Source organism: Pseudoalteromonas sp. D15MCD-2, assembly GCF_038562745.1.
Lineage (GTDB): Bacteria > Pseudomonadota > Gammaproteobacteria > Enterobacterales > Alteromonadaceae > Pseudoalteromonas.
Genome location: NZ_JBCFQE010000001.1, coordinates 3510998 through 3536589, shown reverse-complemented (window position 1 = coordinate 3536589; position 25592 = coordinate 3510998). Strand labels below are relative to the sequence as shown.

Annotated in this window: 28 protein-coding genes; 13 read left to right on the top strand and 15 right to left on the bottom strand. The window is 42.2% G+C overall.

The annotated features are described in order from the left end of the window. The first annotated feature begins 114 nt into the window (after positions 1 to 114). Positions 115 to 1647: a carbon-nitrogen hydrolase family protein gene (locus AADY36_RS16260; protein ID WP_055199243.1), complete on the top strand. Its 1533-nt coding sequence runs from the start codon at positions 115 to 117 to the stop codon at positions 1645 to 1647. Continuing rightward, on the top strand, positions 1647 to 1964 hold the full coding sequence (locus AADY36_RS16255; RefSeq protein WP_054554646.1) for a DMT family transporter: 318 nt from the start codon (positions 1647 to 1649) through the stop codon (positions 1962 to 1964). Before AADY36_RS16260 ends, AADY36_RS16255 begins: the two co-directional genes overlap by 1 nt. 40 nt (positions 1965 to 2004) lie before the next feature. Here AADY36_RS16255 and AADY36_RS16250 read toward each other — a convergent pair whose 3' ends face one another. Next, entirely contained in the window at positions 2005 to 2883 is an 879-nt protein-coding gene (locus tag AADY36_RS16250) for a DMT family transporter (RefSeq protein WP_082401736.1), read from the bottom strand. 235 nt (positions 2884 to 3118) lie between these two features. On the opposite strand from AADY36_RS16250, the gene AADY36_RS16245 reads away from it, so the two are divergent. Continuing rightward, positions 3119 to 3502: an MAPEG family protein gene (locus AADY36_RS16245; protein WP_055199242.1), complete on the top strand. Its 384-nt coding sequence runs from the start codon at positions 3119 to 3121 to the stop codon at positions 3500 to 3502. A 78-nt stretch (positions 3503 to 3580) separates the two neighbouring features. On the opposite strand, the gene AADY36_RS16240 is transcribed toward AADY36_RS16245, so the two are convergent. The 3 genes from AADY36_RS16240 to AADY36_RS16230 all read right to left on the bottom strand — a co-directional run bounded on the left by AADY36_RS16240 (position 3581) and on the right by AADY36_RS16230 (position 5924). After that, positions 3581 to 4786 carry a M56 family metallopeptidase gene (locus AADY36_RS16240; RefSeq protein WP_239962432.1) on the bottom strand — a complete coding sequence of 402 codons (1206 nt, stop codon included), beginning with the start codon at positions 4784 to 4786 and terminating at the stop codon, positions 3581 to 3583. Positions 4787 to 4794: 8 nt separating this feature from the next. Continuing rightward, on the bottom strand, positions 4795 to 5169 hold the full coding sequence (locus AADY36_RS16235) for a BlaI/MecI/CopY family transcriptional regulator (protein WP_054554650.1): 375 nt from the start codon (positions 5167 to 5169) through the stop codon (positions 4795 to 4797). A gap of 68 nt (positions 5170 to 5237) precedes the next feature. Then, the gene (locus AADY36_RS16230; RefSeq protein WP_342409284.1) at positions 5238 to 5924 is read right to left on the bottom strand and encodes a pseudouridine synthase; all 687 of its coding nucleotides are present in this window, start codon (positions 5922 to 5924) and stop codon (positions 5238 to 5240) included. A gap of 80 nt (positions 5925 to 6004) precedes the next feature. On the opposite strand from AADY36_RS16230, the gene AADY36_RS16225 reads away from it, so the two are divergent. Beyond that, complete coding sequence (locus AADY36_RS16225) at positions 6005 to 6310, top strand: DUF6482 family protein (RefSeq protein ID WP_054563690.1); 306 nt, start codon at positions 6005 to 6007, stop codon at positions 6308 to 6310. A gap of 47 nt (positions 6311 to 6357) precedes the next feature. After that, entirely contained in the window at positions 6358 to 6765 is a 408-nt protein-coding gene (locus AADY36_RS16220) for a GNAT family N-acetyltransferase (protein WP_342409235.1), read from the top strand. A 13-nt stretch (positions 6766 to 6778) separates the two neighbouring features. On the opposite strand, the gene AADY36_RS16215 is transcribed toward AADY36_RS16220, so the two are convergent. From AADY36_RS16215 to lptM, 8 genes are all read right to left on the bottom strand, one after another. Further along, positions 6779 to 7138, bottom strand: coding sequence for a HopJ type III effector protein (locus AADY36_RS16215; protein WP_342409234.1), 360 nt, complete (start codon positions 7136 to 7138; stop codon positions 6779 to 6781). A 9-nt stretch (positions 7139 to 7147) separates the two neighbouring features. Further along, positions 7148 to 8260: a retropepsin-like aspartic protease gene (locus AADY36_RS16210; RefSeq protein ID WP_055021657.1), complete on the bottom strand. Its 1113-nt coding sequence runs from the start codon at positions 8258 to 8260 to the stop codon at positions 7148 to 7150. Positions 8261 to 8329: 69 nt separating this feature from the next. Then, positions 8330 to 9040, bottom strand: a complete 711-nt coding sequence (locus AADY36_RS16205) for an HAD-IA family hydrolase (RefSeq protein WP_055199240.1) — start codon at positions 9038 to 9040, stop codon at positions 8330 to 8332. 12 nt (positions 9041 to 9052) lie between these two features. Further along, positions 9053 to 10006 carry a tyrosine recombinase XerC gene (locus AADY36_RS16200; protein WP_342409233.1) on the bottom strand — a complete coding sequence of 318 codons (954 nt, stop codon included), beginning with the start codon at positions 10004 to 10006 and terminating at the stop codon, positions 9053 to 9055. Then, positions 10003 to 10614 carry a DUF484 family protein gene (locus AADY36_RS16195; protein WP_239962436.1) on the bottom strand — a complete coding sequence of 204 codons (612 nt, stop codon included), beginning with the start codon at positions 10612 to 10614 and terminating at the stop codon, positions 10003 to 10005. Before AADY36_RS16195 ends, AADY36_RS16200 begins: the two co-directional genes overlap by 4 nt. Then, positions 10611 to 11441, bottom strand: coding sequence for a diaminopimelate epimerase (gene dapF / locus AADY36_RS16190; protein ID WP_054563683.1), 831 nt, complete (start codon positions 11439 to 11441; stop codon positions 10611 to 10613). Before dapF ends, AADY36_RS16195 begins: the two co-directional genes overlap by 4 nt. Positions 11442 to 11505: 64 nt before the next feature. Beyond that, positions 11506 to 12759, bottom strand: a complete 1254-nt coding sequence (gene lysA / locus AADY36_RS16185; protein WP_054563682.1) for a diaminopimelate decarboxylase — start codon at positions 12757 to 12759, stop codon at positions 11506 to 11508. Continuing rightward, positions 12760 to 12939 (bottom strand): LPS translocon maturation chaperone LptM, encoded by a 180-nt coding sequence (gene lptM, locus AADY36_RS16180; RefSeq protein ID WP_054554660.1) that lies wholly within the window; start codon positions 12937 to 12939, stop codon positions 12760 to 12762. 148 nt (positions 12940 to 13087) lie between these two features. Here lptM and cyaY point away from each other — a divergent pair, with 148 nt between their 5' ends. From cyaY to add, 8 genes are all read left to right on the top strand, one after another. After that, positions 13088 to 13411, top strand: a complete 324-nt coding sequence (cyaY, locus tag AADY36_RS16175) for an iron donor protein CyaY (RefSeq protein WP_054554661.1) — start codon at positions 13088 to 13090, stop codon at positions 13409 to 13411. Beyond that, complete coding sequence (locus AADY36_RS16170) at positions 13408 to 14064, top strand: alpha/beta hydrolase (RefSeq protein WP_342409232.1); 657 nt, start codon at positions 13408 to 13410, stop codon at positions 14062 to 14064. The genes cyaY and AADY36_RS16170 overlap by 4 nt, the downstream gene beginning before the upstream one ends. 22 nt (positions 14065 to 14086) lie before the next feature. Beyond that, positions 14087 to 14977 (top strand): DUF2914 domain-containing protein, encoded by an 891-nt coding sequence (locus tag AADY36_RS16165; RefSeq protein ID WP_342409231.1) that lies wholly within the window; start codon positions 14087 to 14089, stop codon positions 14975 to 14977. A gap of 36 nt (positions 14978 to 15013) precedes the next feature. Next, complete coding sequence (hemC, locus tag AADY36_RS16160; protein ID WP_054554664.1) at positions 15014 to 15952, top strand: hydroxymethylbilane synthase; 939 nt, start codon at positions 15014 to 15016, stop codon at positions 15950 to 15952. A gap of 1 nt (position 15953) precedes the next feature. Continuing rightward, positions 15954 to 17774: a uroporphyrinogen-III synthase gene (locus tag AADY36_RS16155; protein WP_342409230.1), complete on the top strand. Its 1821-nt coding sequence runs from the start codon at positions 15954 to 15956 to the stop codon at positions 17772 to 17774. Next, positions 17771 to 18880: a heme biosynthesis HemY N-terminal domain-containing protein gene (locus AADY36_RS16150; protein WP_239962440.1), complete on the top strand. Its 1110-nt coding sequence runs from the start codon at positions 17771 to 17773 to the stop codon at positions 18878 to 18880. Before AADY36_RS16155 ends, AADY36_RS16150 begins: the two co-directional genes overlap by 4 nt. A 30-nt stretch (positions 18881 to 18910) precedes the next feature. Then, the gene (locus AADY36_RS16145; RefSeq protein WP_342409229.1) at positions 18911 to 21607 is read left to right on the top strand and encodes a CHASE domain-containing protein; all 2697 of its coding nucleotides are present in this window, start codon (positions 18911 to 18913) and stop codon (positions 21605 to 21607) included. Positions 21608 to 21710: 103 nt separating this feature from the next. Continuing rightward, positions 21711 to 22712, top strand: a complete 1002-nt coding sequence (add, locus tag AADY36_RS16140; RefSeq protein WP_342409228.1) for an adenosine deaminase — start codon at positions 21711 to 21713, stop codon at positions 22710 to 22712. 9 nt (positions 22713 to 22721) lie between these two features. Here add and AADY36_RS16135 read toward each other — a convergent pair whose 3' ends face one another. From AADY36_RS16135 to ubiD, 3 genes are all read right to left on the bottom strand, one after another. Further along, a complete protein-coding gene (locus AADY36_RS16135; RefSeq protein WP_054563674.1) occupies positions 22722 to 23138 on the bottom strand; it encodes a CBS domain-containing protein in 417 nt (138 codons plus the stop codon). Positions 23139 to 23283: 145 nt separating this feature from the next. After that, a complete protein-coding gene (fre, locus tag AADY36_RS16130) occupies positions 23284 to 23997 on the bottom strand; it encodes an NAD(P)H-flavin reductase (protein ID WP_342409227.1) in 714 nt (237 codons plus the stop codon). An 87-nt stretch (positions 23998 to 24084) separates the two neighbouring features. Continuing rightward, on the bottom strand, positions 24085 to 25551 hold the full coding sequence (gene ubiD / locus AADY36_RS16125) for a 4-hydroxy-3-polyprenylbenzoate decarboxylase (protein WP_054554671.1): 1467 nt from the start codon (positions 25549 to 25551) through the stop codon (positions 24085 to 24087). Positions 25552 to 25592 lie beyond the last annotated feature (41 nt).

The following is a 25592-nucleotide window of genomic DNA, read 5'->3' as shown; positions in this document are numbered from 1 at the left end:
AAGCTTGGGGCTTGGCAGAGTGGGCATTTGATGCCACTCTAGTTAAAGCTAATCTAGAAACATGCTGAGCAATGTTTGCTGTGATTATTCTCTCGTGCCTAAAAAGGAGTAGCTATGCCGGCGGAAAAAACGCATTTAGAGATCTGTAATCTAACCAAAGAACAGTACCCACAAATAAAGACCCTCATGGATCAAGCTTACCCAGGGCTTGGAGGTGCTTGGCCAAGCCATACTATTTTTAGGCTAATAGATCAGTTTCCTGAAGGGCAAATAGGCATTGTTGACGATGGTGTTTTAGTGGGCATCGCCTTGAGTGTACAGGTTGATTACGCGCGCTTTTCTAACCCACATACCTACGAAGACATTGTTGATGGTCATGACCGTGTATTTAGTGATCCTGAAGGTGATGCACTTTATGGTTTAGATGTGGTGATTTCATCAACTCACCGAGGGATGCGACTGGGTCGTCGCTTATACGATGCACGTAAAGAGCTGTGTCGTCAATATAACTTACGCGCTATTTTAGCGGGTGGGCGTATTCCGCGTTATTACAATCACAGTGCAGAGATGTCGCCGATGGAGTACATCGAAAAAGTTGACCACAAAGAGCTGTACGATCCGATTTTAAGCTTTCAGTTATCTAATGATTTCCAAGTTAAACGTTTACTTAAAAAATACCTTCCTGAAGATCAGGAGTCAGTTGGTTATGCCACTTTACTCGAGTGGAATAACATTATGTTTGAGCCGACGGATACGGTACTTGAGTCGACTAAATCAATTGTGCGTGTCGGTGCTGTACAGTGGCAAATGCGCTGTGTTGAGTCTGTTGAAGAGCTGCTCAAGCAAGTGGAATACTTTGTTGATACGGTGTCTGACTATAAGAGTGACTTTATTCTGTTTCCGGAATTTTTCAATGCCCCGTTAATGGGTCTTACCGAACAAAGTAATCAAACGGAAGCTATTCGCTATTTGGCCGAGTACACAGAAACCTTCCGTGATGCAATGTCACGCATGGCGGTTGAATACAATGCCAATATTATCACAGGCTCCATGCCACTCGCAGAAGATGACAAGATTTATAATGTCAGCTATTTGTGCCACCGCAGCGGTAAAATTGATGAGCAGCGTAAAATTCATATTACCCCTCACGAGCAAAATGACTGGGTGATCCAAGGCGGTGATAAAATTGCTGTATTTGAAACGGATGCGGGTCGTGTTGGTATTCAAATTTGTTACGATGTAGAGTTCCCTGAGCTGTCACGTATTCTCGCTAAGCAAGGGTTAGATATTTTGTTCGTGCCATTTTGGACGGATACAAAAAATAGTTACTTACGTGTACGCCATTGTGCACAAGCACGCGCAATTGAAAATGAATGTTATGTTGTGATTGCAGGCTCGGTTGGTAACTTACCTGAAGTAGAAAGCTTAGACGTACAGTATTCGCAATCAGCAGTGCTTACCCCTTCTGACTTTTCGTTCCCGCATGATGCAACCTTGAATGAAGCAACACCGAATACCGAAATGCTGTTATTCAGTGATTTAGATATGGATAAACTGAAAATCCTTCACAGTGAAGGTACTGTTAGAAACTTAAAAGACCGCCGCGAAGATTTGTATGACGTGATCTTGAAAAAGCGAGATCACTAATGGCGTGGTTGTATTTAATTGTCGCAGGTCTGTTAGAAATTGGCTGGCCTGTTGGCCTTAAGATGTCTCAACAGGCAGACAGTCGCTGGTTAGGCATTGCGATAGCCGTCGCATTTATGGTCGCTAGTGGGTTTATGTTGTGGTTGGCGCAAAAGGATATTCCGATGGGAACATCTTATGCGGTATGGACAGGCATAGGAGCCGCAGGCACTTTTTTGGTTGGTATTTTATTTTATGGTGATGCCGCCACTTTTGGCCGCATTGCCGGAGTATTGCTGATAATTAGCGGTGTAATAACCCTAAAAATTAGTCATTAAAAAAGCGGCTATGCCGCTTTTTTAATGACTAGGAATAAGCCTAATTTGGTAGCATTACCAGAATGGCTGCCAGTGCAATTAACACAAGCCCAGCCGTGTCTTGGCGCTTTAAAGGTTGTTTTAACCAAAGAATCGATACCAAAATGGTAAAGAATACTTCTATCTGCCCCAGTGTTTTTACATAAGCAACATGCTGCAAGCTCATAGCGCTAAACCAACCAATTGAACCTAAACAGCTACAAACACTAACAGCGGTAGTAGTGCCTTTGTGATGCCACATTTTCTTAAATGTATCGCGTTCTTTGAATGCAATATACACGCACAGCATCAGGGTTTGTAAGCTGATAATCAGTAACAACACCCAAGCGGCCGAGTGTGGGAAAGTCAGCCCTGAATTTAAACTTGCCTCACGGATCCATGACGATGAAAGAGCAAAAGAAGTGCCGCAAGCAAGCCCAAGCAGTGCGGTGCCCAAATTAAAGTGTTTAACATTCGCGATGCCACTTAATAGCAATACCGCAATTGCACCAATAAATACGCCAACCCAACCTAGCAGTGAGAGTGCTGAGCCGAAGAACATAACGCCTAAAATGGCCGCCATCAGCGCTTCACTTTTTGCAAGCCCGGCACCGACTGCAAAGTTATTCATTTTAAACAGTTTTACCATCAAACCGGTGGCAACGATTTGGACGATACTGGCGCCAACAATGTAGCCAATAAAAGCCAGATTAAAGTCAGGGAGTGCGGCGTCTTGATACTGATAAAGTACAAATAAATACAGGGCAGCAATTGGGCTGGCAATAATAAAGCGAGCAAGCGTTACCCCTGCAACGCTCACTGTTGCACTCAGTTTACTTTGCAGTGCATTGCGCCACGACTGCATAAATGCCGCAAAAATAGTTAAGAAAATCCAAGTCATATTGAAAATAAATTAATGAGGAGAGGCGCTTAGAGTAACAAAACCAAAGTATGAGAGCATTAGCTTATCGACCAACTTGAGAAAAACTCAGCTGTGACAATATGCCGCAGGGCTTTTATGCCGTCATTAGACTATAGTGACAATGATGCTATTGCTGGCCGCTGCTGTTTTAAGTAGCGGCTTTTTTTTGTTTACGCTAGGGTAGGGTATTACAGTTAAAAGATAAGGAAATATCATGACCACACTGATTATCTGTGCACTCATCGCAGTACTCATACCCTATTTAGCCAAAGCGCCTGTGGCTTTTGCACAAAATAAGTTGGCAGGCTACGACAATAAGCACCCGCGTGAGCAACAAGCTAAACTAACCGGCTTTGGTGCTCGTGCGTTGGCAGCACATCAAAATAGCTTTGAATCGCTGATTATTTTTGCTGTCGCTCTGGCAGTCGTTATAGGTAGCAATAATGTCTATCAGGTAACTGAGACCCTAGCGATTGTGCATGTTATTGCCCGTGTGTTGTATTGTATTTTCTACTACATAAACCAAGATATTCTGCGCTCATTAGTTTGGCTAGTAGGCTATGTTTGTGCTGTGGCGATGATTGCTGTTTGCCTCTAGTTACAAAGCAATAAGTTAAAAACCACAAAGCAAGCGGCTTAAATAAGGCGCTTGCTTTAGGGTCTTAAGTGGTTACTTTTACTTAGAGCTAACTTTAATTTTTTCTATTAAATCCTTTGCTTGATAGTTTTCGTCTAAGGCGAAATCGAGTTGTACTAAGGCGTTTTGAAAGCCAGATTCAGACGGCGCATATTGCCATTGTTTTAAGGCTCTTTTCGCTTCTCGATTGAAAACACCTTCAGGCTCTGCACTTACTACACTAACATTGCTGGTGGCGCCACTTGGTAAAATATCGTATTTCAAAACGACTGAACCGCTAATACCTTGCTCTGCAGCTTGAATTGGGTATATCGGCTCTACACGCATAACCGCTTGATAGTCCTTTGTCTTTTCAACGGACATCGGCTGTTTTGCAATGGCAAAGCTGCTAAGCATGCCCGCTGTAAAAATAACTAACGCTGTTTTTGCAATAAATGAGCTGTTGTCGATCTGCTTTATTTGATTTAGACGTTGTAACATGGTGTTTTTATCTCCGTATTGTGAATAAGCCATTAAGCCTGTTCTGCTAAAGCTTGCACAGTGCACTAATGCCTTACTGTATAGAATTCGTTGTTCAGTTGATTTATTTTTGAGTACTTGCTCATCACATGAAAGCTCTTGAATGCGGCGCAGACTTGCATAACCAAGCCAAGCGACAGGGTTAAACCACAGCAAAATAGTGGCACTTAACGCGATGGCATTAATTAGGTTATCTTTGCGTTTAATGTGCACTGATTCATGCTCTAAAATAAGCGCTAAAGCATGGCTGTTGTAATGGCTTTGATAGTTTGTAGGCATTACTAGCTTGGTGTTTATAACTCCTACAACCATAGGTGAGCTCACTTGGTTGCTTTGGTATATGCGTATACTTTGGTTGTTGTGATGATCAAGCGTAATTGGTACTAATTGCAGTTTTGCTAGAAAACGGTAATGAAAATATACGGCAGTGATCAGCAGTGCGGCACTAATAAAGCCATAAATAGCAAACCAAGTGAGCGTAAACTGCGGCATTATTGCTGTGTTTGGTGTGATAGTCAGCTTACTGATAAAGTCGTTTTGAATTGGTTTTAAGTGTTCTGGTAGGTTCGCTAACAATAAACTAATTGGTAAAAGCGCCCACAGTGTATAAACCAAGCGTGCCGATAGCTGGCTTAGTAACTTTCGCTCTAGCAGTAATAAAAACATAATTGCAGATGAGATCAAAAGTTGTTGATCTAACAGCCAATTAAAAAATGCATCTAACATAACAAGCCTTATTTTTGCTGTTTTTCCCAATCATCAATGACCTTTTTCAGCTCATCAATATCATGTTGCGAGAGTTGCTCTGATTTAGCAAAGCCACTCACCAGTGGCGCAATACGGCCATTAAAAAAGCGTTCAATAAAGCTTTGGCTTTCTTTTAATGTGTATTCTTCACGAGCAATACAAGGGGTGTAGTTATATTGGCGACCTTGTTTCTCGAAGCTTAGTGCGCCTTTTTTAACTAAACGGCTTAGTAGCGTTTTAATGGTTTTTTCGTGCCATTCTTTATCGTCACTTAAACGCGCAATTACTTCACTAGCCGTGGCTGGGTAGCCAAGCCATACCGCATCTAATACTTCGAATTCAGCTTTAGAAAGTTCAATCATTTTTATGCCTACAGATGTAATCTTTAATTTAAGATTACACGCGTAATCAATTAATGCAAACTTTTTTGTTAGAGAATGTCACTTTTTTTGATACTGACTATCTGCCCTTCGGGCAAATTCAGCGTGGTGAGTGACAGTTTTGCGATATCTGTGCGGTACAGGTCGATGACTTTGTAGCCAGAAAAACGTGCCATTTTACGTATTTGCCGGTTTAAACCTTGTTTTAAGACGATGCAAAACTGTGTTTCGGTGACTTGAGCCACCTCACAAGGAAGGGTTATTTGTTTATCTACAGGCACACCGTTTGCCATTTTTTTACAAAAATCACTATCAAGAGGTTTATCTACGGTGACTAAATAGCGCTTGGGTTGGTGGTAATCAGGGTGGATAAGTTGATTACAAAACTCACCGTCATTGGTCAAAATCAATAAACCTCGGGAGTCTTTGTCGAGCCGGCCAATTGGGTAAACCCGGGTAGTTTTAGGCAGACTATGAATAAGACTGGTTGGGTCGTCAGCATTTAATTTGCAATCTATACCAACGGGTTTGTGATACGCAAAGTAGGTGAGTGGCGCTTTTGCTGAAATTTTTTCGCCAAGTACAATCACATCATCGTGCTCATCAACATGATCTATATGATTTGCGGCACGGCCATTTACTGTTACCTCACCTTGATCTATCAAACGCGATGCTTGCTTTCGAGAGCAAACACCCGCATGGGCAATAAATTTAGCAAGTCGTACTTTTTCTGGCATGAGTGATTTTTGTACAATTAATTTGATCACAGTATACCAAAATCACGTATAGATAGTTCCACCATCAAAGAGGAACGCACATGCCTATCAAGTTATCAGAGCTTGCAGACCATCAGCCACTGCAAAAAGTTATCCTTCATTCGTTGGAAATGGCGCTGTATCAAGTGTCTGTGCTAATAAATAACGTTGAGTATTATGTCACTGATGAGCAAGGTGAGTTTATTCGCGATATTAGCCCGTTGCACATTCAAAAGCGCCTCGATCACTTAAGTTATGGTGATATGGTTTTACGCCACACCAGTGCTTATGATGAAATGTGCGGTCAGCCCGAAAAGCTGGCGAGTAACATGCTCGAAGTACCTTATGGCAAGAACCACTTATACTGATTAACGATATAAGCGTATACTGAGTCATAACATTTTATAGGTATGCTATGTATCAATTAAAAAGTGATGACTCAGCTGATCTAAACAACCAGCTAAGAGAACATATTGTGGCTTTCAACGCCGCGCATTTTAATGCCGAGCGTATTCCTTTAGGCTTTAAGTTCGTTAATAAACAAAACAATGTTGTTGCCGGTATCCATGGTCAAGTATTTGGCAATTGGCTGCTTATTAGTTGGCTTTGGTGTGATGATAAGACACGTGGTAAAGGGCTTGCGACACGATTGTTAGCTGAATTAGAGAGCAAAGCTAAAGCGTTTGGTGCAAATATCGCTCAACTTGATACGCTCGATTTTCAAGCCAAACCTTTTTACGAAAAAAACGGCTACCAAGTCAAATACGAAATGAGTAACTACCCACTCGACGGCTGCCGTTATTTTATGGAAAAACCCCTTTAATTTTTGGTATTAATCACTTCGCTTTAAGCACGTCTTGCTCGGTAAATGTAACTCCTAAGAAAGGGGTCGCTTCAGGGGCAAGCATAAAGGTGCGAATGTTCATGTGGTCATGCCCTTCAGGATTGTGTAATACATCATCACGATAAAACGCGCCAAAACAATCGAGGGTATTTTGTTTGCTTAGTTGATTAAGCTTTGCAAAGGCAAAAATTTTACATGAGCCATTATTTTCATTTGCCTCGCTAAGCAAGCCATGATTATTAAAAGCGCTTGGGGTAAAATCATAATTGCTGTCAATTACCGCCATGGTATCGGTAAACTCAATTTGCTGTGGTGTGCTTGCTAATTTCGAAAGAAATTCGTTAAGAGTCATTGCTTGTCCTTAAAAATTGTTCTTTATCAACTCTAACTCATTCACTTGCTGATTGATATTAAACTTAAAATTCTCTAAAAAGTTCATACCTAATAAGCCATAGCCAGCATGATTTTCTATTACCAGCACTTCAAAATTACGAATACGTTGTTGTCCGACTTGAAAGGATTCGAGCTGATACCGCTGTGCTTCAACAATGCCATTAGCTGTGTTTACCTTAAGTGCGCCAAGAAAATTTGCTGGAGTGTTAAGCGAGTTTAATAATGTTTGGTTGATTACAGTAAAGCTAGCGCCTGTGTCGATCATCAGTTCGGTTTCAATATCATCGTTGATAATACTGTTTACTAAATAATGTGAACCTCGAGCGGTTAATTTTATAACTTCAACACCTGCTAAGGCTTGTTGAATCAATAGGTGTAATTGCTCGGCCTGTTGTTTATAGTCATGATCTTCAGGCAGTTGATCTAGGGTTATTTGGCTCGCGACGTAATCTTCTAAATGATAGTTAGCTAATGCATAGTTATATAAGTACTGCGCATTGCCAGGCGTGTAATCAAGCCATTGTTGACTAATATTAAGCAGGGCTTGCCATTGTTGCGTCGCAATAAGTTCATCAATATAGGATGTGCTTAGCTCGTCTATTTGTTTGTTAAGTTGTTGTTTATCATTGCTGTCTAACTGGTTGCTAAGAGCCAGTAAATTGATGATTCCTTGTTGGGTATCACCTTGTGCGATTAAACGCTTAGCTTCAAGTTCAAGCATGGTGACATCGTAAGGGTGGCTATTTAAAAAGGCCGTTAAAAATTGCTCACTTAAAGTGAATTTTTTATGGGAAAGCCATGATTCTAGTTGCTGTTGCCAAGCTTGCTTTAGCTGCCTTGCATAGCGAGGTTCATTCACAAGTAATTGAGTGTACTCAGCGACGGCTTTATCAAATAACTGATTGCTAAATAGTGCAACTGCTTGCTGGAAGTGGGCAGGTAAGACCGTGCCTTTTTGTACTTTAGGCGCTGGTGCGACAGTTTCTATTTCTATAGGCTTTGCTGGGTTAAAAAGCTGCCAAATAAAGTAACCATTTAAACTAAGAGAAAGTAGCAATATTAATTTAAGAAAAGCATTCATCCGTTTCGCCCACCAGTTTTAAATCTTTGTTGCCTACTTGCTCAGCATAAAACAAATTTCTCAAAGTCGTTACTTTTTAATCAAATGATTGAGCGCCATGATATTGCTTATTTCAATATCTGCTAATCCTTGATAACGATATTGCGTTGCTTGGTTATTTAGCCAAACGCTTTGGCATCCGGCATTATTGGCGCCTTGGACATCAGTATCTAGGCTATCGCCAATGTGCAAAATTTCCTTGTGAGGCACTTCTAATTTTTTGGCTGCGCTATCAAATAAGGCGCTGTGCGGCTTTGCTTTTCCGTGTGGGCCTGCTTGTAAAACTAACTCAAACACACCATTAAGGTTAAACTTTTCTACTTCGACATTACCATTGGTGATGGCGATGAGGCGGTAGTGTTTACTGAGGTTAGCAAGTAATTCAAGCACTTCATCAGTCACGGTTATTTGACTGCGGGCATCAGCGAATGCCTGATAAGCGTTTTCGGCATGCAACTGAGCTTGCTCTGCTGAAAAACCCAGATCGGTCATGGCATAGTGTAATGCTGCTTGTCGCCAGCGTGTAACGTCATCAATTAAAGTTGCATCATGTTTTAAAGCATTATCGCGGCATGTTAACCAGTAGCTCATGCTATCGTCTGGCCATTGGTCTAATGCTTCTAAGTAATCAGCTTGTGCTTGTAAGGCTGATTTTATGATCGGATGGTTGTTGTAAAGTGTGTCGTCTAAATCAAAACTTAAAACTGAAACTGGCGATAGGGCACGGTTAAATCGGATCATAATGACAAGGGTTTACTCTGATGTTGAGCGCTTTTTAGCGCGTGGATGGGTGTTATCGTACACTTTAGCTAAATGCTGAAAATCTAAATGCGTATAAACTTGCGTTGCAGACAAACTACTGTGTCCTAAGAGTTCTTGTACGGCACGCAGATCCCCTGATGATTCTAAGATATGTGATGCAAACGAGTGGCGTAATTTATGCGGATGCACTTGCGAGCTGATCCCTTGCTTAATTCCCCATTCTTGCATCCGTAAGCGAACTTGGCGTACGGAAATTCGCTTTTTTTGGCTGCTAACAAACACGGCTATTTCATCAGGATTTGCAAATTGAGGGCGAATTTTCAGCCATGCTTTTAATGCACTGAGCGCTTTGCTGCCTACAGGTAATAAGCGTTCTTTGTTACCTTTACCACGGACTAAAATTTCGCCTTCAGTTGGATTTATATCCTGTATGTTAGCACCAACTAACTCGCTAATGCGCAGACCCGAAGAGTACATTAATTCCATCATGGCTTTGTCACGAATAGCTAAAGGCTCATCATCTGGCAGTTCTAAAAGCTTAGCCATTTGATCTACGTCTAAATTTTTGGGTAAAGGCTTGGAAAATTTTGGCCCTTTAATGGCCTCTGCCGGATTGTGATAATGTACCTGACTGGCTATATTTTTGGCTTTTAAGAATTTATATAAACTGCGAATACAGCTTAGTTTTAAACTGATTGTGCGACCACTCAATTGTTTGCTGCGCATTTGCATGCTGTAACGGCGAATATGCTCACCTTGAACAGCAAACCAGTCTTCACATAGTTTACTAAAGTACAAAGCTGCGAAGCCTAGTTGGCTCGTATATTGGTTTACTGTGTGCGCTGAGTATTGTTTTTCGTAGCGTAAGTAGTCTGCAAAAAGTTGGATGGGTGTTCGCCAAGCATCACTTAATTCATTAATGTCTGGCGTTGTCACATCGCTCATGCAAGTTCCAATAAGCGCAGTTGCAATGAGCGCACAAACTCAAGGACAAAAAAGCTGTCTTTTGCCGGTTCGAAGTGATTTACGTCATCACTACCAAACGCCAAAATAGCCACAGGGTGTTTCGTGTTACCAATTAGATATAAAGCAGTCGATTGAGTCGTGTCTGAAAACAGTAAGTCTCTTTCTTGTTGGCTTACTCGACCCAAGTAAATGCCGTCGTTTTGCAGGCGATGAGCAATTAATTCATCAAACTTTTTATCGTACTTAACTAACTGGCATTCGTTAATGGATGGGTTCGTGCAGATAATATTGCGCAAGTTGCTAGCCAGTGTCGTAAAGTCGTAGTTAGTCCATAACTGACGATGACAGTCGCTAAATAAGCGGTAAATTAACTCGTTTTCTTTTGCTTGTTCAACGAGCTGCTCAATTTTATTTTTTAATAGCGTATTGTGTTCACGTAATTGGCGCTGTTGAATATGCACCAAAGACGTTGTCCCAGCCGTTTGCTGTTGTAGTTCAACTTCAGCGAGCACATCAGGGTTTTTAATAAAAAAATCAGGGTGTGCTTTTAAATATTCAGCAATTTGTTGTTCTGTTAGTTTGCTCATAGTGCCACTTGTCCATCAAAAACATGCTCAGCAGGGCCTGTCATTCGTACAGGGTGGCCTTCGCCTTGCCAGCGTACTTGCAAACTGCCGCCGGGTAAGTCAACTTGTACGGTAGTAGCAAGTTTACTCTGAATTTGACCAACCACGACCGCAGCACAGGCACCTGTACCACAGGCCAAGGTTTCACTAACGCCACGTTCCCACACTCTTAGTTTAATGTGATCTTGCGAAATTACCTGCATAAAACCAACATTTGCGCGTTGTGGAAAGCGTTCATGATTTTCAAGCAGTGGGCCTAAGGTGGCGACTTCTGCGCTATGAATGTCATCAACTTCTAAAACGCAGTGCGGGTTACCCATCGATACTGCGCCACTAAATACCGTATGTTCTTCCGTGCGAAGAATATAGGTCAACTCACGCTTGCTGGCTTTTAATGGGATTTTGTTCGGTTCAAAATTGGGGTGGCCCATATTTACCGTTACTTGGCCATCTTTCTCTATATAAAGCGTGAGGTTACCAGATTTTGTTGAAACCGAGATTTTATGCTTATTGGTCAGGCCTTTCATACGTACAAAGCGGGCGAAACAGCGCGCACCGTTGCCGCACTGTTCAACTTCGTTACCATCGGCATTGAAAATTCGATAATGAAAATCGAGATCAGGAGAGTAAGGGGCTTCAACCATAAGCAGTTGATCGAAGCCAATGCCGAAATGGCGATCTGCCAGCTTCTTTATTTGATCACGTGATAAAAAAACATTTTGAGTAATGTTATCAATAACGACAAAGTCATTACCTAGGCCGTGCATTTTTGAAAAATTAACTAACATAACGCTCTAATTCGGGTTTGCTCTGAGCTAATCATGCCACAGAGCAGGGCGGTTATAAAAACGTTTATGGTAAAATTTTCTCACCTTGCCAAAGGCTTTCTAAGGTTTCGCGTTGGCGAATTAAATGGCTTTGTTGGCCATCCACCATAATCTCTGCAACACGCGGGCGTGAGTTGTAGTTTGAGCTCATGGTAAAACCATATGCGCCAGCGCTGCGCTGCGCTAAAAGGTCACCGGCTTGAAGTGCAAGCTCACGGTCTTTACCTAAAAAGTCACCGGTTTCACAGACAGGGCCGACAATGTCGTAGTTGTAAGTAGGCGTATCATCTGCGCGAGGTTCAACTGGTACAATACTTTGCCAAGCTTGATACAGCGATGGACGCAACATATCGTTCATGCCTGCATCAACAATAGCAAAGAACTTATCTTGGTTTTGTTTAATAAACTCAACTTTAGTAACTAAAATACCTGCGTTGGCTGCAATCGCACGACCAGGTTCAAAAATAAGTTCTAAATCTTGGTAGTCTGCTAATCGAGCGGTAATTTTATCAACATACTCGCTTGGATGAGGAGGTGTTTCGCCATTATAAGGCACCCCAAGACCACCACCGATATCTAGGTGAGTTAGCTTGATGCCAACCGCTTTTAACTCTTCGATAAGAGTCAGTACTTTTTCAAGGGCTGCTAAGAAAGGTTTTATTTCCGTTAGCTGCGAACCGATGTGGCAATCTACACCGGTAATTTTTAAACCGGGTAATGATGCTGCATGTTGATACACAGTTACCGCAGTTTGAATATCTATACCAAACTTATTCTCTTTTAAGCCGGTTGAGATATAAGGGTGCGTTTTTGCATCTATATCTGGGTTTACGCGAATCGAAATCGGTGCCACTAAGTTAAGATCCGTTGCCACTTTTGAAATACGCTCAAGCTCAGCCACTGACTCAACGTTAAAACACTTGATCCCCAATTCAAGTGCATAGGCAATTTCGTCAGCGGTTTTTGCAACGCCAGAAAAAACAACCTTACTTGCGTCTCCGCCTGCTTGGATGACACGCGCAAGCTCTCCTTTTGAGACAATGTCAAAACCTGAACCAAGTCGCGCTAAAATATTAAGCACGGCAATATTTGAGTTGGCTTTTACGGCATAGCACACCAAGCTTTTATGTGACTTAGCAGCTTCAGCGAATGCTAGATAATGACGTTCAAAGGTTTTGCGAGAATAGATATAACAAGGCGTACCATATTGTTCGGCAAGCTCTTTGACAGCGATGTCTTCAGCGAACAGCTGATTATTATTGTAGTTAAAAAAGTCCATCTATTGGTCCTGTTTTTGTTCTGGTTGTTCGGATGGATCAGCTTGCGGCTGAGACTTTGCAGGCGGCTTAGTATCATCTGGCAGATAAAGAGCACCACTTTGTCCGCAACCTGCTAGGGTTAGTAGAAGGGCGCTTAGAGGTAAAATGGTTTTTAATTTTTGGCTATGAGTCTCTTTCATTAGATTAATACGGTTGCTGGCTTTATAATCGCAGAGTAACAGAATATTTAAAAAATGCAGCTATTCGCGGATGAATTTATTCCTGTTACACTTGATGTACACAATCTGCCCCCAGATCTAGGCTTAAAGCCAGTTAAAGGACACTAAAATGACTGATCATGAATACCACACACTAGCCGATGCATTAATGCTAACTATTGAAGAGCAAATCGATGAATGTGATGCCGATTTAGACTATGAATCAGCGTCAGGTATTTTAGAAATCATCTTTCCTGATCGCAGTAAAATTGTGATCAACAAGCAAGCACCATTACACCAAGTTTGGGTAGCGACTAAATTTAACGGTCACCATTTTGAACTACGCGACGATAAGTGGATTGATAACCGCTCAGGTGCAGAGTTTTGGCAATTTATGTGTGATGCGGCAACTCGCCAAGCAGGTCAAACAATTGAATGGCGTTCTGAACTATGAGTTTAGAGTTTGTTGAGTACTCAGCACAAGGCGACCACAAAGCAACGGTTATCTGGCTACATGGTTTAGGTGATTCGGGTGATGGTTTTGCTCCCGTTGCACCGCAACTTGCTCTACCAAAAGAGCTTGGCGTACGTTTTGTGTTTCCACATGCGCCAGTGCAGCCGGTCACCATAAATGGTGGTATGGCAATGCGTTCTTGGTACGATATTAAATCGATGGATTTAGATAAGCGTGCTGATGAGCAAGGAGTGCGTGAATCTGCTGCAAAAGTGGCAGCAATTATTGATCAAGAAATAGCAAATGGTATCGCCCCAAACAAAATTATTCTTGCCGGTTTTTCGCAAGGAGGTGTGGTATCGCTGCACTTAGCGCCACGTCTAGATTATAAATTAGCGGGTGTAATGGCACTTTCAACCTATATGTGTGTGCCTGCAAAATTTGCTGATGAAGCCAAGCAGCAGAGGTTAAATATTTTTATGGCACATGGTCGATTTGACGATGTGGTACCGCATAGCGCGGGCAGACAAGCATTTGACGTGCTTAGCGCTAACAACATGGAAGTAAGCTGGCAAGACTATCCGATGGCGCACCAAGTTTGTGGTGAAGAGCTGATGGCTATTCGAGAGTGGTTAATTGCTCGCTTGAGTTAATTTTTTGGTTTTAGAGGCCAACATGACAAAGAAACTTGTAATTACAGCAAATATGAATGCCGTTGAATCGGCAAGTTCAACACCGACAGCAGTGACTTATCAATGGCATTGGCGACGCATTTTTATGGTTAGCAGTGTTATCTTAGTAGCATTGGCTATTTTAGTGTATAGCTTTACTGGTGCTGTAAATGCTGAACAATCTCCGCAAGATGAACCGCAAGCAGAGTTTACAAATGCTGAATTACAAGCTTCTTTAAATGACGCTGAGCAAGAAGAGCCAAAAGAAGTCGATGTTTCGTTAATGAATGAGCAAACACCGCAGGCTGATAGCACAGAAACTACTAAAGCAGAGGTTGTGAGTTCAAACATTGTAGAATCTGACGTTACAACAGTAGAGCCTGAGATCGACAGTGAAGAGGTTGTTGATGAGCAACAACCTAAAACACTAGCTGTCACCCTTGATGGTGAAGAAGCACCACAAACTGAACAGCAAGTAGAGATTGCTGCAGCTCCAGATGCTCAGCAGCAGTTTTCGCAGTCAGCACATATTGCCAGCGTCGCAATTGGCGCTAAAATAGACACAGATAAAGTAAGCCGCGCGGTATTAACAACCGATGTTGTTGATCGAGAACCAGTAAACGTTTTAAAAAACGATGTAAAATTAGCGCAAATAAGCAATAGCCTGAGCTTTTTTAGCGAGCTTAGAAATATGCAGGGACAAGCTGTTCGTCACCAATGGTATTACCAAGGTCAACAGCTTGCTTCGATTGAATTGGCCGTAAGTAGTCCACGTTTTCGTACTTATTCAACGAAAAACATTATGCCAGAACAACTGGGTGATTGGCGTGTTGAAGTTATTGACGCAGATGGCAACTTACTGGCCCAAAAAGAATTTAGAATTTTAGCTGAGTAATATTTAGTATCAGCCTGATAATTAATTGGATTTTTCATGACACAGACAACAAAACTAGTTCGTATCGCTACCCGTAAAAGTGCACTTGCTTTATGGCAGGCTGAATTTGTAAAAGCTCAACTAGAGCACTTCCACGACGATGTAACGGTAGAGTTGGTTCCTATGTCGACGCAAGGCGATATTATCCTTGATACACCACTGGCCAAGATTGGTGGTAAAGGCTTATTCGTAAAAGAGCTTGAGCAAGCCATGCTTGATGGTCGTGCAGATATCGCGGTGCATTCAATGAAAGATGTGCCTGTTGAGTTTCCTGAAGGGTTAGCGTTACACACAATTTGTGAGCGTGAAGACCCGCGCGATGCGTTTGTATCAAACAACTACAAAAGCTTAGATGAGTTACCACAAGGCGCTATTGTTGGTACATCAAGCTTACGCCGCCAATGCCAAATTCGCGAAGCTCGCCCAGATTTAGACATTCGTGATTTACGCGGTAATGTTAATACTCGTTTAGCAAAACTAGATGATGGTCAATATGATGCAATCATCCTAGCTGCAGCGGGTCTAATTCGTTTAGAAATGCCTGAGCGTATTACAGCTTTTATCGAGCCAGAGGTATCATTACCTGCAAATGGTCAAGGTGCTGTGGGTATTGAGTGCCGTATTGATGATGAAGTGACAAAAGCACTATTAGCGCCACTCGAACATAATGAAACACGTATTCGCGTTAATGCTGAGCGTGCTATGAATCGCCGTTTAGAAGGTGGTTGCCAAGTGCCAATTGGTGCATTTGCATTGGTTGATGGTGAGCAAGTGCATTTACGTGGTTTAGTGGGCGCTATTGATGGCAGCCAAATGCTGCGTGATGAAGTGACAGGCCCTGTGGCTGACGCAGAGCAGTTAGGTATTACACTTGCTGAAAAGCTACTTGAGCAAGGTGCTGATAAAATTTTAGCTGAAGTATATAGAGACGCTTAATATGCATATTTTGATAACTCGTCCAGAAGGAAAAGGCACTGAGCTTGCTCTTGAGCTTCAGCAGGCGGGTTATCAAACAACCCTGTGTCCAGTCCTTACCTTAGATTACCTCACCGTAAATAGTAGTGAGCTCGCGCCGCTAGAAAATGCCGATAAAATCATTTTTATCTCGCAAGATGCCGTGCATGCCTTATTAAAACTCACACCAACCATCAACAAAGCAGCGCAACTTTATGCGGTCGGTCAGCAAACGGCTGATGCGGTTTATGAAGCCTTTGGGCGACGAGCCGCAGTGCCCAAACAGCATGATTCAGAAGGTCTGCTTGAATTAAAAACACTACAAGATGTTGAACTAAGTAACATCGTTTTAGTGAAAGGTGAAGGTGGGCGCACGACCATAGCAAAAACCTTAAAACAACGTGGTGCTTTATTAAATCAGTTGGTTGTTTACAAGCGGAGCGCAATTGAGAGCGAACCGGGTAAGTGGATGGACCACTGGCAAACAATTGATGTAGAAGGTATAGTCATTACCAGTAATGCAGCGGTGGATGCCATTTTTAATGGCCTAAATGAGCCTCAGCTTGCATGGTTGAAAGAGCGACAATTTTTCGTTGCCAGTGAGCGTATCGCTGATTATTTAAAGCAACAGAATGTCGCAAGAACACAGATACATATTGCTGCAGGGGCGAGCGACAGCGCTATGTTCACCTGCATTAATCAGCAAGGTAGCAAAATGAGTGAAGCAGAATCAAAACAACCCGCAAAGCCAGTGACTGCAAAGCCAGAGAAAAAAGCGCAAACGGCAAATATTGGGGCGAAAGCGCCTGTACAAGCTAAAAGAGGCATCAGCAAAACAGGTAGCTTAGCGTTACTTATTTCACTTTTAGTGGCTGGTGCAGTTGGCTATGAGTTTTATCTAAAATTAAATAGCGATCAGCAATCGGCTGTGGCATTGACTGAGCTGACAGATGAAAACCTACGCTTACAGCAGCAAATTGATGCATTAAAAAGTGCCCAACAAACAATGCAGCACTCGCTTTATAACAGTGAACAAAAGGTCACTGATGCACTAAATGAAAGTGCAGAGCAAACACAGCAGCAATTACAAGCGGCTTTAAAGCGCGCCGAGCAGCAAACTTTCACGCTTAATCCGCAAGAAGTCACAAGCCTGCAGCGTATGGCCGAGTTTAAATTGTGGGCAGAGCACGATTACCAAGGGGCTGCTGCTGTGCTATCTCGCTTAGATAGCTTACTTGCAGAGCACCCGGGTACAGGCGCTATTCGCCAAGCAATTCACCAAGATTTACAAACCTTGAATGCCATAGAACCTGTGGCTGTTGAAGCAATTTATTTAAAACTGCATGGCATTAATCAAAAAGTTGATGAACTGGTATTTAATGCTATTTCACTCCCTGAAGAGGTCGTCAAAGAAGACCCAAATCAATTAAGTGAAAATGTGAGTGAGTGGCGTCAAAACCTTGCGAAGTCGTGGCAGCAGTTTAAAGACTTCTTTGTAGAAGTACGCACACGTGAAGATATGGTTATCGCACCATTTTTAAGTGAGCAAGAGCGTCACCTAGTAAAACAGCGCTTAAGTTTATACTTAGCTCAAGCACAAGATGCTGTATTAAGTAAACAAAGCAGTGTGTATTTTAGTGCTGTTGATGCTGCTCATAGCTTGGTAAAAGATTACTTTAAACAAGATGATGCGCAAACAAAAGCGGCCTTAAAAAGTCTTGCTGAGCTTTCGAAAGAACAGCTCAATTTTAGTCCAAAAGTGTCATTACAAAGTACTGAGCAGGTGAAGGAGTGGGCACAATGATCCGCTTTTTATTAATCATTATTGCAATAGCAGTCTGCTTAGGGATTGCCCCTTTTTTTATAGATCAAAAGGGTTATGTACTAATTGCCTTTAATAAAACAACCATTGAAGGGACTATTTGGGGCGTTACTGCACTTTTAATATTGGCATTCGCTGCACTGTTTTTACTTTATAAGCTTTGCCGTTACGTAATATCTTTATATAGCCATACACGCCATGGTTTCTTTGCGCGCAGTGAAGAGCGTAAACAAGCGGCTATTGAGCAAGGTGTATGGAGCTTAATAAATAACGATTATACGGAGCTTGAGCTTGCACTTGATAACAACAGTGTTGCACAAAAGTGGAGCGATATACGTTTTGCGCTTCTAGCTAAAGCGGCACTGGCGAATAATGAAAATGAAAAAGCAATTAGCTATCTTGATAAAATAAGCCAAGATAAGCAGCTAAAAGTGGCTAATTTATGGATTGCTAGCGGCGAAACCAGCACTATTTTTGCTGACCTTAAAGCGTTAGCTGAACGCAAAAAAGCCTCTCGTTTAGAGCTTAAAATGTATGCCCATGTTTTAGTGCAAGAGCAAAAGTGGGCGGCACTTAATGACTTTATGCCACGTTTATTACGCAAAAAAGTACTTTCAGAGCAAGAATGGCAACAATTGTTCGACCGTTACTTTGCAGCTCAGTCAAACGGGGATTTAACTGAGCGTTATGAGCAATTAGCCAAAAACTTGAAGCCACACGCAGAGGTAAGCTATTTAACGGCGATGGCGAAGGCAGGTGAGTTAAACAAAATTGAGCTAAGCTTAATTAAAATGATCAAAAAACCGCTACAGCATAAAGATTTAGCACGTATTTTACGTACTAGTAGCGCTGGCGATGCACTCAAGCTGCAATCAAGTTTGCAGGATGTATTAAAAAAAGACACCGAAAATACAGACTTATTACTAGCCCTAGCATGTTTAGCTAATGCTCACGGTGAATACGACTTAGCCGCGCGAGTGTTTGATAAAGCGCTTAATGCAGATAATCGCCATGCTTATTTGCAGCAAGCGGTGCTAAGCTACAGTAAGAGTGCCCAACCAGAAAAAGCATTGGTACTCTATCAATAATTTTACTCCAGCCAGCAAAGGAGCGATGGCTTGAAGAACTTATTTACACTGACAATAAGCATTGCACTTGCTTACTTTCTTACAGGGTACTTAAGTAATTCATTGCTGGCGATTGATGGCTATGCGGTTGCAGCATGGCCGCCTTCAGGTATTGCGCTCGCCAGTATCTTGCTACTTAGAAATCGTGCCTTGCCAGGGGTTCTGCTAGGGGCATTCTTTGTAAACCTTATTCACCTTGATAAAGCCACTGATATTTTTCACTGGCAAATGATGCTGCAGGCAATTGGCGTAACAACTGCATCTACATTCCAAGCTTGGCTTGCCTATTACATTATCATTCATGTCGTTAAACGCCCGATTGAATTATCGTCATTAAAGCAAAGTATGCTTGGTTTAATGATTGGCGGCCCTTTGTGTAGCTTGATTGCTGCATCAATTGGCACCGGCTTACTGGTCATTAACAATGTTATTCCGAGTTATGCGGCGCTTAATAATTTTATCGCATGGTGGATTGGCGATAGCATTGGGGTACTGATATTCACGCCATTAATTTTAGCGGCATTTAGTTACCACCATACTCGCCAACGGCTGCAAATCATTGTGCCGTCGCTATTAATTTACGTGGTTATTTGTGTCAGCTTTTATGGTGCAGCCAGTGTAAAAAAAGACAAAGACTTACAGCGCCAGCAAGCTAAAGTCAGTGCTATTCACACGAACCTTGAACACCAAGTTGATGAAATTAAGTCGCACTTAGCCTTACTCGCAACTTTTTTTGCTAGTAGTGACATGGTTGATTTTGACGAATTTAAGCGCTTCACATCAAGGCAACTACAATACAGCGAAGAAATTCTTGCCCTTGAGTGGGCACCTAAGGTTATTCACTCACAACTAAATAATTATCAAAATTTACTGCGTGATGAACTGGGCGCTGACTATTATGTGAAAGAAAAAAATGCTGCAGGGCAGTGGCAGCCAGTGAGTAAGCGAACGGTTTATTTTCCGGTGCAATATATTCATCCTTTAGCAGGGAACGAACCAGCACAAGGCTTTGATTTAGCCTCAAACGAGTTACGTAAACAAGCGTTAACTGACTCTCGGTTAATTAAGAATGTCACCGTCAGTGAGCCTATTACCCTGATGCAAGGTGATGGTAACGAAAAGGGCGTTTTATTCTTCAACCCAGTTTATTCAGACACTAATCACCAGGTCGGATTTAGAGGTTATGTTGTCGCCGTGGTCAATTTAGAAGTGTTAGCACAAACACTTAATTTTAATCAGAACACTGATATCGATGCCAGCTTCTATGACGTTACTGACGGCAGTAATCCTGTCGAAATTTACAGCCCACACCGTGTAGGTACAACAGCTATTGCTAGCTTCAACTTTATTATTGGTGAGCGCGTTTGGCAGGTAAAATTATGGGAGTCAGTTGCACAGTCGTCATGGTTGCCTTATTGGTTGGCGCAAATAGTCGGTATGCTGTTTGTTTGGTTATTGATCACCTTTTTGATTTCTGTAACTGGTACTAATATTCAAATTCGTCAGCAAGTGGCAAAGCAAACTCAAAGCCTTCGCGAAGAAAAATTAAAAGCCGATAAAGCCAGCCAAATTAAAAGTGAGTTCTTGGCGAATATGAGCCATGAAATACGCACGCCTATTAATGGTATTAAGGGTTTGCATTATTTAGCAATGCAAGAGCCTGACTGGCAACAAGCCCGTGGTTATATTGATCAAGCCGATGGTGCACTGAATGTACTATTACGGGTAATCAATGATGTTTTAGATTTTTCTAAAATAGAAGCGGGGCGATTGGAGCTACATCAAGAACCAATAGATGTGAATGCGTTGGTTAGTGAGCTGACTAACTTATTGCAGTTTGAGCTTAACTCTCGCTCTTTAGAATTTAGAGTTGAGCTTGATGCTTCTGAACACCTACTTATCCATACCGACCCAATTCGTTTAAAACAAGTATTGTTGAATTTGTTAAACAATGCGGTGAAGTTCACTCAAGAAGGCACGATTACATTACGTATTTGGCAGCAGGGTGAATTTACTTATTTTAGTGTTATTGATACGGGTATCGGCATCAGTAAAGAGGCCCAGCAGCGACTGTTTAAACCATTCTCACAAGCCGATAGCTCAACCTCTCGTCGCTTTGGTGGCACAGGTTTAGGCTTGAGCATTTGTCAAAAACTCATTGTTATGATGGGAGGCGAGATAAGCCTAACTAGCTCTGAGGGGCAAGGTTCAACGTTTACAATTTCGCTGCCATTTGAGTCTCCTCTTGAAGAGGTGATTCATAGTGATGATGAGTTAGCTGATATTGATGTGACTGCTGTTTCATTTGCCAATGATGCAATTTTATTGGTTGAAGATAACCCATTGAATCAACATGTGGCGAGTTCGATTTTAAAAACTAAAGGCTGCCAACCTGATATCGCTAAAGATGGCCACGAGGCTATTAAGATGATCAGTGAAAAAAGCTATGACCTTGTGCTTATGGATATTCAAATGCCGAATATGGATGGCTTACAAGCGACTAAGGTTATTCGTAATAAGTTGCTGATCACCGATTTACCTATTATTGGCTTATCGGCAAATGCTCATGATGATGACCTAAAGAAAGGCTTAGCCAGTGGTATGAATGGTTATTTAACTAAACCAATTGATGCAGATAAACTTTTTAAAACTTTGTGGCATTTTTTGCATAATGCTAGCAGCCATTAAAGCAGACATTTGACCTCTAAAAAGTAAATAAAATCATCTAAACTTGAAATATCGCCGTGGGTACGTATGATCCGCGCAAATTTACTGAACCTGAGTGCTAATTATGATCAATAACAAACTCCCTTTGCTTGATATTCACCGTCATCTAGATGGTAATGTTCGCCCACAAACGATCTTAGACCTTGGTCGTCAGTTTAATCTTGAATTACCTGCTGACAACATTGAAGCGCTTATTCCGCACGTACAGGTTATCGACCCTGAACCAAATTTAGTGGCGTTTTTACAAAAGCTAGATTGGGGTGTAAAAGTATTGGGTGATTACGATGCTTGTCGTCGTATTGCTATCGAAAACGTTGAAGATGCGATTGCCCAAAACCTCGATTACGTTGAGCTTCGTTTTAGCCCATATTATATGGCGCAAAGCCAAGGCCTACACCCGCAAGGTGTTGTTGAAGCAGTGGTTGATGGTGTAAAAAGTGCGTGTCATAACGCACCAATTAAAGCTAACTTAATCGGCATCATGTCGCGTACATATGGCACCAAAATCTGTCAGCAAGAGCTTGATGCGCTTCTTGCTTTTAAAAATGATTTAGTCGCGGTTGATTTAGCTGGCGATGAAATTGGTTTCCCGGGTGAGCTATTTGTTGATCACTTTAAACAAGTTCACGATGCATACTTAGCTGCCACGATTCATGCCGGTGAAGCGCGAGGTAGCGAAAGCATTTGGCAAGCAATTAACGAGCTTGGTGCAACGCGTATTGGTCATGGTGTAAAAGCGATTGAAGATGATGCACTAATGGATTACTTACGTGATAAGCGCATTGGTATTGAGTCTTGCTTAACCAGTAACATTCAAACCAGCACTGTTGCTGAGCTTGCAAAACACCCGTTAAAAACCTTCTTAGACCATGGTATTTTGGCATCAATTAATACTGATGATCCAGCAGTTGAAGGTATTGAAATAGCGTATGAGTATCAAGTAGCAGCACCTGCGGCAGGCTTAAGCCAAGCCGATATGGAAAAAGCGCAAGCTAATGCGCTTGAAATTGCTTATTTAAGCGATGCAGATAAAGCTGCTTTAAAACAGTTAGCTGTTAATCGTTAAGCAGCTAACTTACACTTGGTGCTCTTGGCATGAGACATAGTTTTCATACAATGCCTTGAGCACGTCTCCTCGGCTGATCATGCCAACAACCTTACCATCCTCGATAACCGGGTAGTTTTTTGGCTTTCCAGTTTGCATGCCATCTGCCAGTTCTATGATGTTTTGATCGCTACTTACCGTGACAACATCGGTGCGCATTAGCTGTTTTACCTTCACTACACCATCACAGAAATAACTGTTTTGCATGAGCGGTTGCAGCAGCTCTTGTTCAGAAATAAAGCCAACTAGGCTTTTGTTGTCATCGAATACAGGTGCGCCTAGTAATTTAAACTTTTGCAGCTCGCTAATCGCGGTGGTCATTTCAGTTTCAGGCGTAATGTGTGGCAACTTACGTTGCATAAAGTCTTGTACTTTTGTATTTAGCATTTGGGTCTCTCCCCATCGTTATTCTAATCAGAGTATGGTCAAGGAAATGCAGTTTGTGAAATCGTTTAGACGGATTAAGGCGATAGGTAAAACAAATAAAAAAGGCATCCAATTGGATGCCTTAAAAATAACCGGTATGAGTTAGTTATTTAATGAATGCAAATGCATCGGCGTACATGTTCTCACGTACCGCACCATGATTAATAAAATCATCGCGAACCACGCCAATCATGTCGAAGCGGCCTGCCATGTATATATCATATGGTTCTAAAGACACGATATCTTCCATAACAGCCTTGTGGACGTAACCGGTTTTGCCATTCCAGCTTTGCGGCGCATTTTCAACTACTGGAATGTATTGGAAATGTGGGTTGCTGTTTGCCCATGCTTGCATTTCATCATGAGCATAAAGTGCAGCTTCCTCACGTACACCCCAGTAAAATAATACAGGACGCTCACAGCCGATTTCAGCAAGGTGATCAGCCATTGATTTGGCATAAGAAAAACCTGTACCGCCAGCAAGTAGAATAATTGGGCGCTTACCCTCAACTCGCAGCTGTGATACACCTAAGCCTACTTCAACATTAACTTGCTGTTGCTCTGTATGAGCTTGACGTAAATGGTCAAGCGCTTGCATTGCATACGAATCAGCACCCGCGGCACCAATATGTAGTTCAATCTGTTCAGTTTGCGACGGGCGGCTTGCAATAGAAAAGGCACGCTTATCTTTTTCGCCTAATACAAGTTGCATATATTGGCCTGCCTCGAATGACACAGGTTGCTGTGGTTTCAAAATGACCTTATGTACATGGTCTGTAAGCGGGCTGATCGCAACAACGTCAGCGAGTAGTGTTTGCATAGTTTACCTTTATAAGCACAGAAGCAAATTCGGTTATGAATCGCACTCATAACCGTTAAATTTTGAGCAGTTTAACATAGACACAGCCTAGAGAATATCTAAGCTGTCCCATAATTCATCAACACGTTCTTTGATTTTTGGATCCATAACAATGGGTTCACCCCATTCACGATCTGTTTCGCCTGGCCATTTATTGGTTGCATCCATGCCCATTTTTGAGCCAAGGCCAGAAACTGGTGATGCAAAATCTAAATAATCAATTGGCGTGTTTTCGATCATCGTCGTATCGCGAGCAGGGTCCATACGCGTGGTAATTGCCCAGATCACGTCGTTCCAATCGCGAGCGTTTACATCATCATCGCAAACAATCACGAACTTGGTATACATGAATTGACGCAAGAAAGACCACACCCCCATCATCACGCGCTTGGCATGACCTGGATATTGTTTTTTCATCGTGACCACAGCCATACGGTATGAACAGCCTTCAGGTGGTAGGTAAAAATCTACAATTTCCGGGAATTGCTTTTGCAGAATTGGCACGAACACTTCGTTCAAAGCAACCCCGAGTACTGCTGGCTCATCTGGTGGACGGCCAGTGTAAGTGCTGTGATAAATTGGGTTTTCACGATGTGTAATGTGAGTTACCGTCATCACCGGAAACTCGTCTACTTCGTTGTAGTAACCGGTGTGATCGCCATAAGGGCCTTCTGGTGCTGTTTCACCCGGCATAATATAACCTTCAAGCACGAACTCTGCGGTAGCAGGCACTTGTAGGTCATTTGAAACCGATTTAACAACTTCAGTCTTACTACCGCGTAGTAAACCAGCAAATGCATATTCGCTTAGGGTGTCTGGTACTGGTGTTACAGCGCCTAGGATTGTCGCAGGATCGGCACCTAATGCGACAGATACAGGGTAAGGTTCGCCTGGGTGCTCTTTACACCACTCACGAAAATCTAATGCGCCACCGCGGTGCGATAGCCAACGCATAATAATTTTGTTTTTACCTAATAGCTGCTGACGGTAAATGCCTAAGTTTTGGCGCTTTTTATAAGGCCCTTTGGTAACCGTTAGACCCCATGTGATCAAGGGAGCAGCATCACCTGGCCAGCAATGTTGGATAGGTAACTTAGTTAAATCAACATCATCGCCTTCAAGTATAACTTGCTGACAAGGCGCTTTTTTTACTTCTTTAGCTGGCATATTCAGTACTTGTTTGAATACTGGGATTTGCCCTAGTGCCTCTTTAATGCCTTTTGGTGGCTCAGGCTCTTTTAGAAAAGCTAATAACTTACCAACTTCGCGCAGTTCACTAACATCATCTTGCCCCATGCCCATTGCAACGCGCTTAGGCGTACCAAAAAGGTTGGCAAGAACGGGAATAGTGTGGCCTTTAGGGTTTTCGAATAACAGAGCTGGGCCTTCGGCACGTAAAGTACGGTCGGCAATTTCGGTCATTTCAAGGTAAGGATCAATTTCTTGTTTGATCCGTTTTAATTCACCTTTTTGTTCTAATAACTCGATAAATTCGCGAAGATCTTTGTATTTCATTATAGCCGCTTAAACGCTGAATAAACTGTCGCTATTATACT

What these genes read in the sequence shown, in the direction of transcription:
- AADY36_RS16260 (WP_055199243.1), top strand. Translation starts at nt 115, where the DNA reads ATGCCGGCGGAAAAAACGCATTTAGAGATCTGTAATCTAACCAAAGAA.
- AADY36_RS16255 (WP_054554646.1), top strand. Translation starts at nt 1,647, where the DNA reads ATGGCGTGGTTGTATTTAATTGTCGCAGGTCTGTTAGAAATTGGCTGG.
- AADY36_RS16250 (WP_082401736.1), bottom strand. Translation starts at nt 2,883, where the DNA reads ATGACTTGGATTTTCTTAACTATTTTTGCGGCATTTATGCAGTCGTGG.
- AADY36_RS16245 (WP_055199242.1), top strand. Translation starts at nt 3,119, where the DNA reads ATGACCACACTGATTATCTGTGCACTCATCGCAGTACTCATACCCTAT.
- AADY36_RS16240 (WP_239962432.1), bottom strand. Translation starts at nt 4,786, where the DNA reads ATGTTAGATGCATTTTTTAATTGGCTGTTAGATCAACAACTTTTGATC.
- AADY36_RS16235 (WP_054554650.1), bottom strand. Translation starts at nt 5,169, where the DNA reads ATGATTGAACTTTCTAAAGCTGAATTCGAAGTATTAGATGCGGTATGG.
- AADY36_RS16230 (WP_342409284.1), bottom strand. Translation starts at nt 5,924, where the DNA reads ATGCCAGAAAAAGTACGACTTGCTAAATTTATTGCCCATGCGGGTGTT.
- AADY36_RS16225 (WP_054563690.1), top strand. Translation starts at nt 6,005, where the DNA reads ATGCCTATCAAGTTATCAGAGCTTGCAGACCATCAGCCACTGCAAAAA.
- AADY36_RS16220 (WP_342409235.1), top strand. Translation starts at nt 6,358, where the DNA reads ATGTATCAATTAAAAAGTGATGACTCAGCTGATCTAAACAACCAGCTA.
- AADY36_RS16215 (WP_342409234.1), bottom strand. Translation starts at nt 7,138, where the DNA reads ATGACTCTTAACGAATTTCTTTCGAAATTAGCAAGCACACCACAGCAA.
- AADY36_RS16210 (WP_055021657.1), bottom strand. Translation starts at nt 8,260, where the DNA reads ATGAATGCTTTTCTTAAATTAATATTGCTACTTTCTCTTAGTTTAAAT.
- AADY36_RS16205 (WP_055199240.1), bottom strand. Translation starts at nt 9,040, where the DNA reads ATGATCCGATTTAACCGTGCCCTATCGCCAGTTTCAGTTTTAAGTTTT.
- AADY36_RS16200 (WP_342409233.1), bottom strand. Translation starts at nt 10,006, where the DNA reads ATGAGCGATGTGACAACGCCAGACATTAATGAATTAAGTGATGCTTGG.
- AADY36_RS16195 (WP_239962436.1), bottom strand. Translation starts at nt 10,614, where the DNA reads ATGAGCAAACTAACAGAACAACAAATTGCTGAATATTTAAAAGCACAC.
- dapF (WP_054563683.1), bottom strand. Translation starts at nt 11,441, where the DNA reads ATGTTAGTTAATTTTTCAAAAATGCACGGCCTAGGTAATGACTTTGTC.
- lysA (WP_054563682.1), bottom strand. Translation starts at nt 12,759, where the DNA reads ATGGACTTTTTTAACTACAATAATAATCAGCTGTTCGCTGAAGACATC.
- lptM (WP_054554660.1), bottom strand. Translation starts at nt 12,939, where the DNA reads ATGAAAGAGACTCATAGCCAAAAATTAAAAACCATTTTACCTCTAAGC.
- cyaY (WP_054554661.1), top strand. Translation starts at nt 13,088, where the DNA reads ATGACTGATCATGAATACCACACACTAGCCGATGCATTAATGCTAACT.
- AADY36_RS16170 (WP_342409232.1), top strand. Translation starts at nt 13,408, where the DNA reads ATGAGTTTAGAGTTTGTTGAGTACTCAGCACAAGGCGACCACAAAGCA.
- AADY36_RS16165 (WP_342409231.1), top strand. Translation starts at nt 14,087, where the DNA reads ATGACAAAGAAACTTGTAATTACAGCAAATATGAATGCCGTTGAATCG.
- hemC (WP_054554664.1), top strand. Translation starts at nt 15,014, where the DNA reads ATGACACAGACAACAAAACTAGTTCGTATCGCTACCCGTAAAAGTGCA.
- AADY36_RS16155 (WP_342409230.1), top strand. Translation starts at nt 15,954, where the DNA reads ATGCATATTTTGATAACTCGTCCAGAAGGAAAAGGCACTGAGCTTGCT.
- AADY36_RS16150 (WP_239962440.1), top strand. Translation starts at nt 17,771, where the DNA reads ATGATCCGCTTTTTATTAATCATTATTGCAATAGCAGTCTGCTTAGGG.
- add (WP_342409228.1), top strand. Translation starts at nt 21,711, where the DNA reads ATGATCAATAACAAACTCCCTTTGCTTGATATTCACCGTCATCTAGAT.
- AADY36_RS16135 (WP_054563674.1), bottom strand. Translation starts at nt 23,138, where the DNA reads ATGCTAAATACAAAAGTACAAGACTTTATGCAACGTAAGTTGCCACAC.
- fre (WP_342409227.1), bottom strand. Translation starts at nt 23,997, where the DNA reads ATGCAAACACTACTCGCTGACGTTGTTGCGATCAGCCCGCTTACAGAC.
- ubiD (WP_054554671.1), bottom strand. Translation starts at nt 25,551, where the DNA reads ATGAAATACAAAGATCTTCGCGAATTTATCGAGTTATTAGAACAAAAA.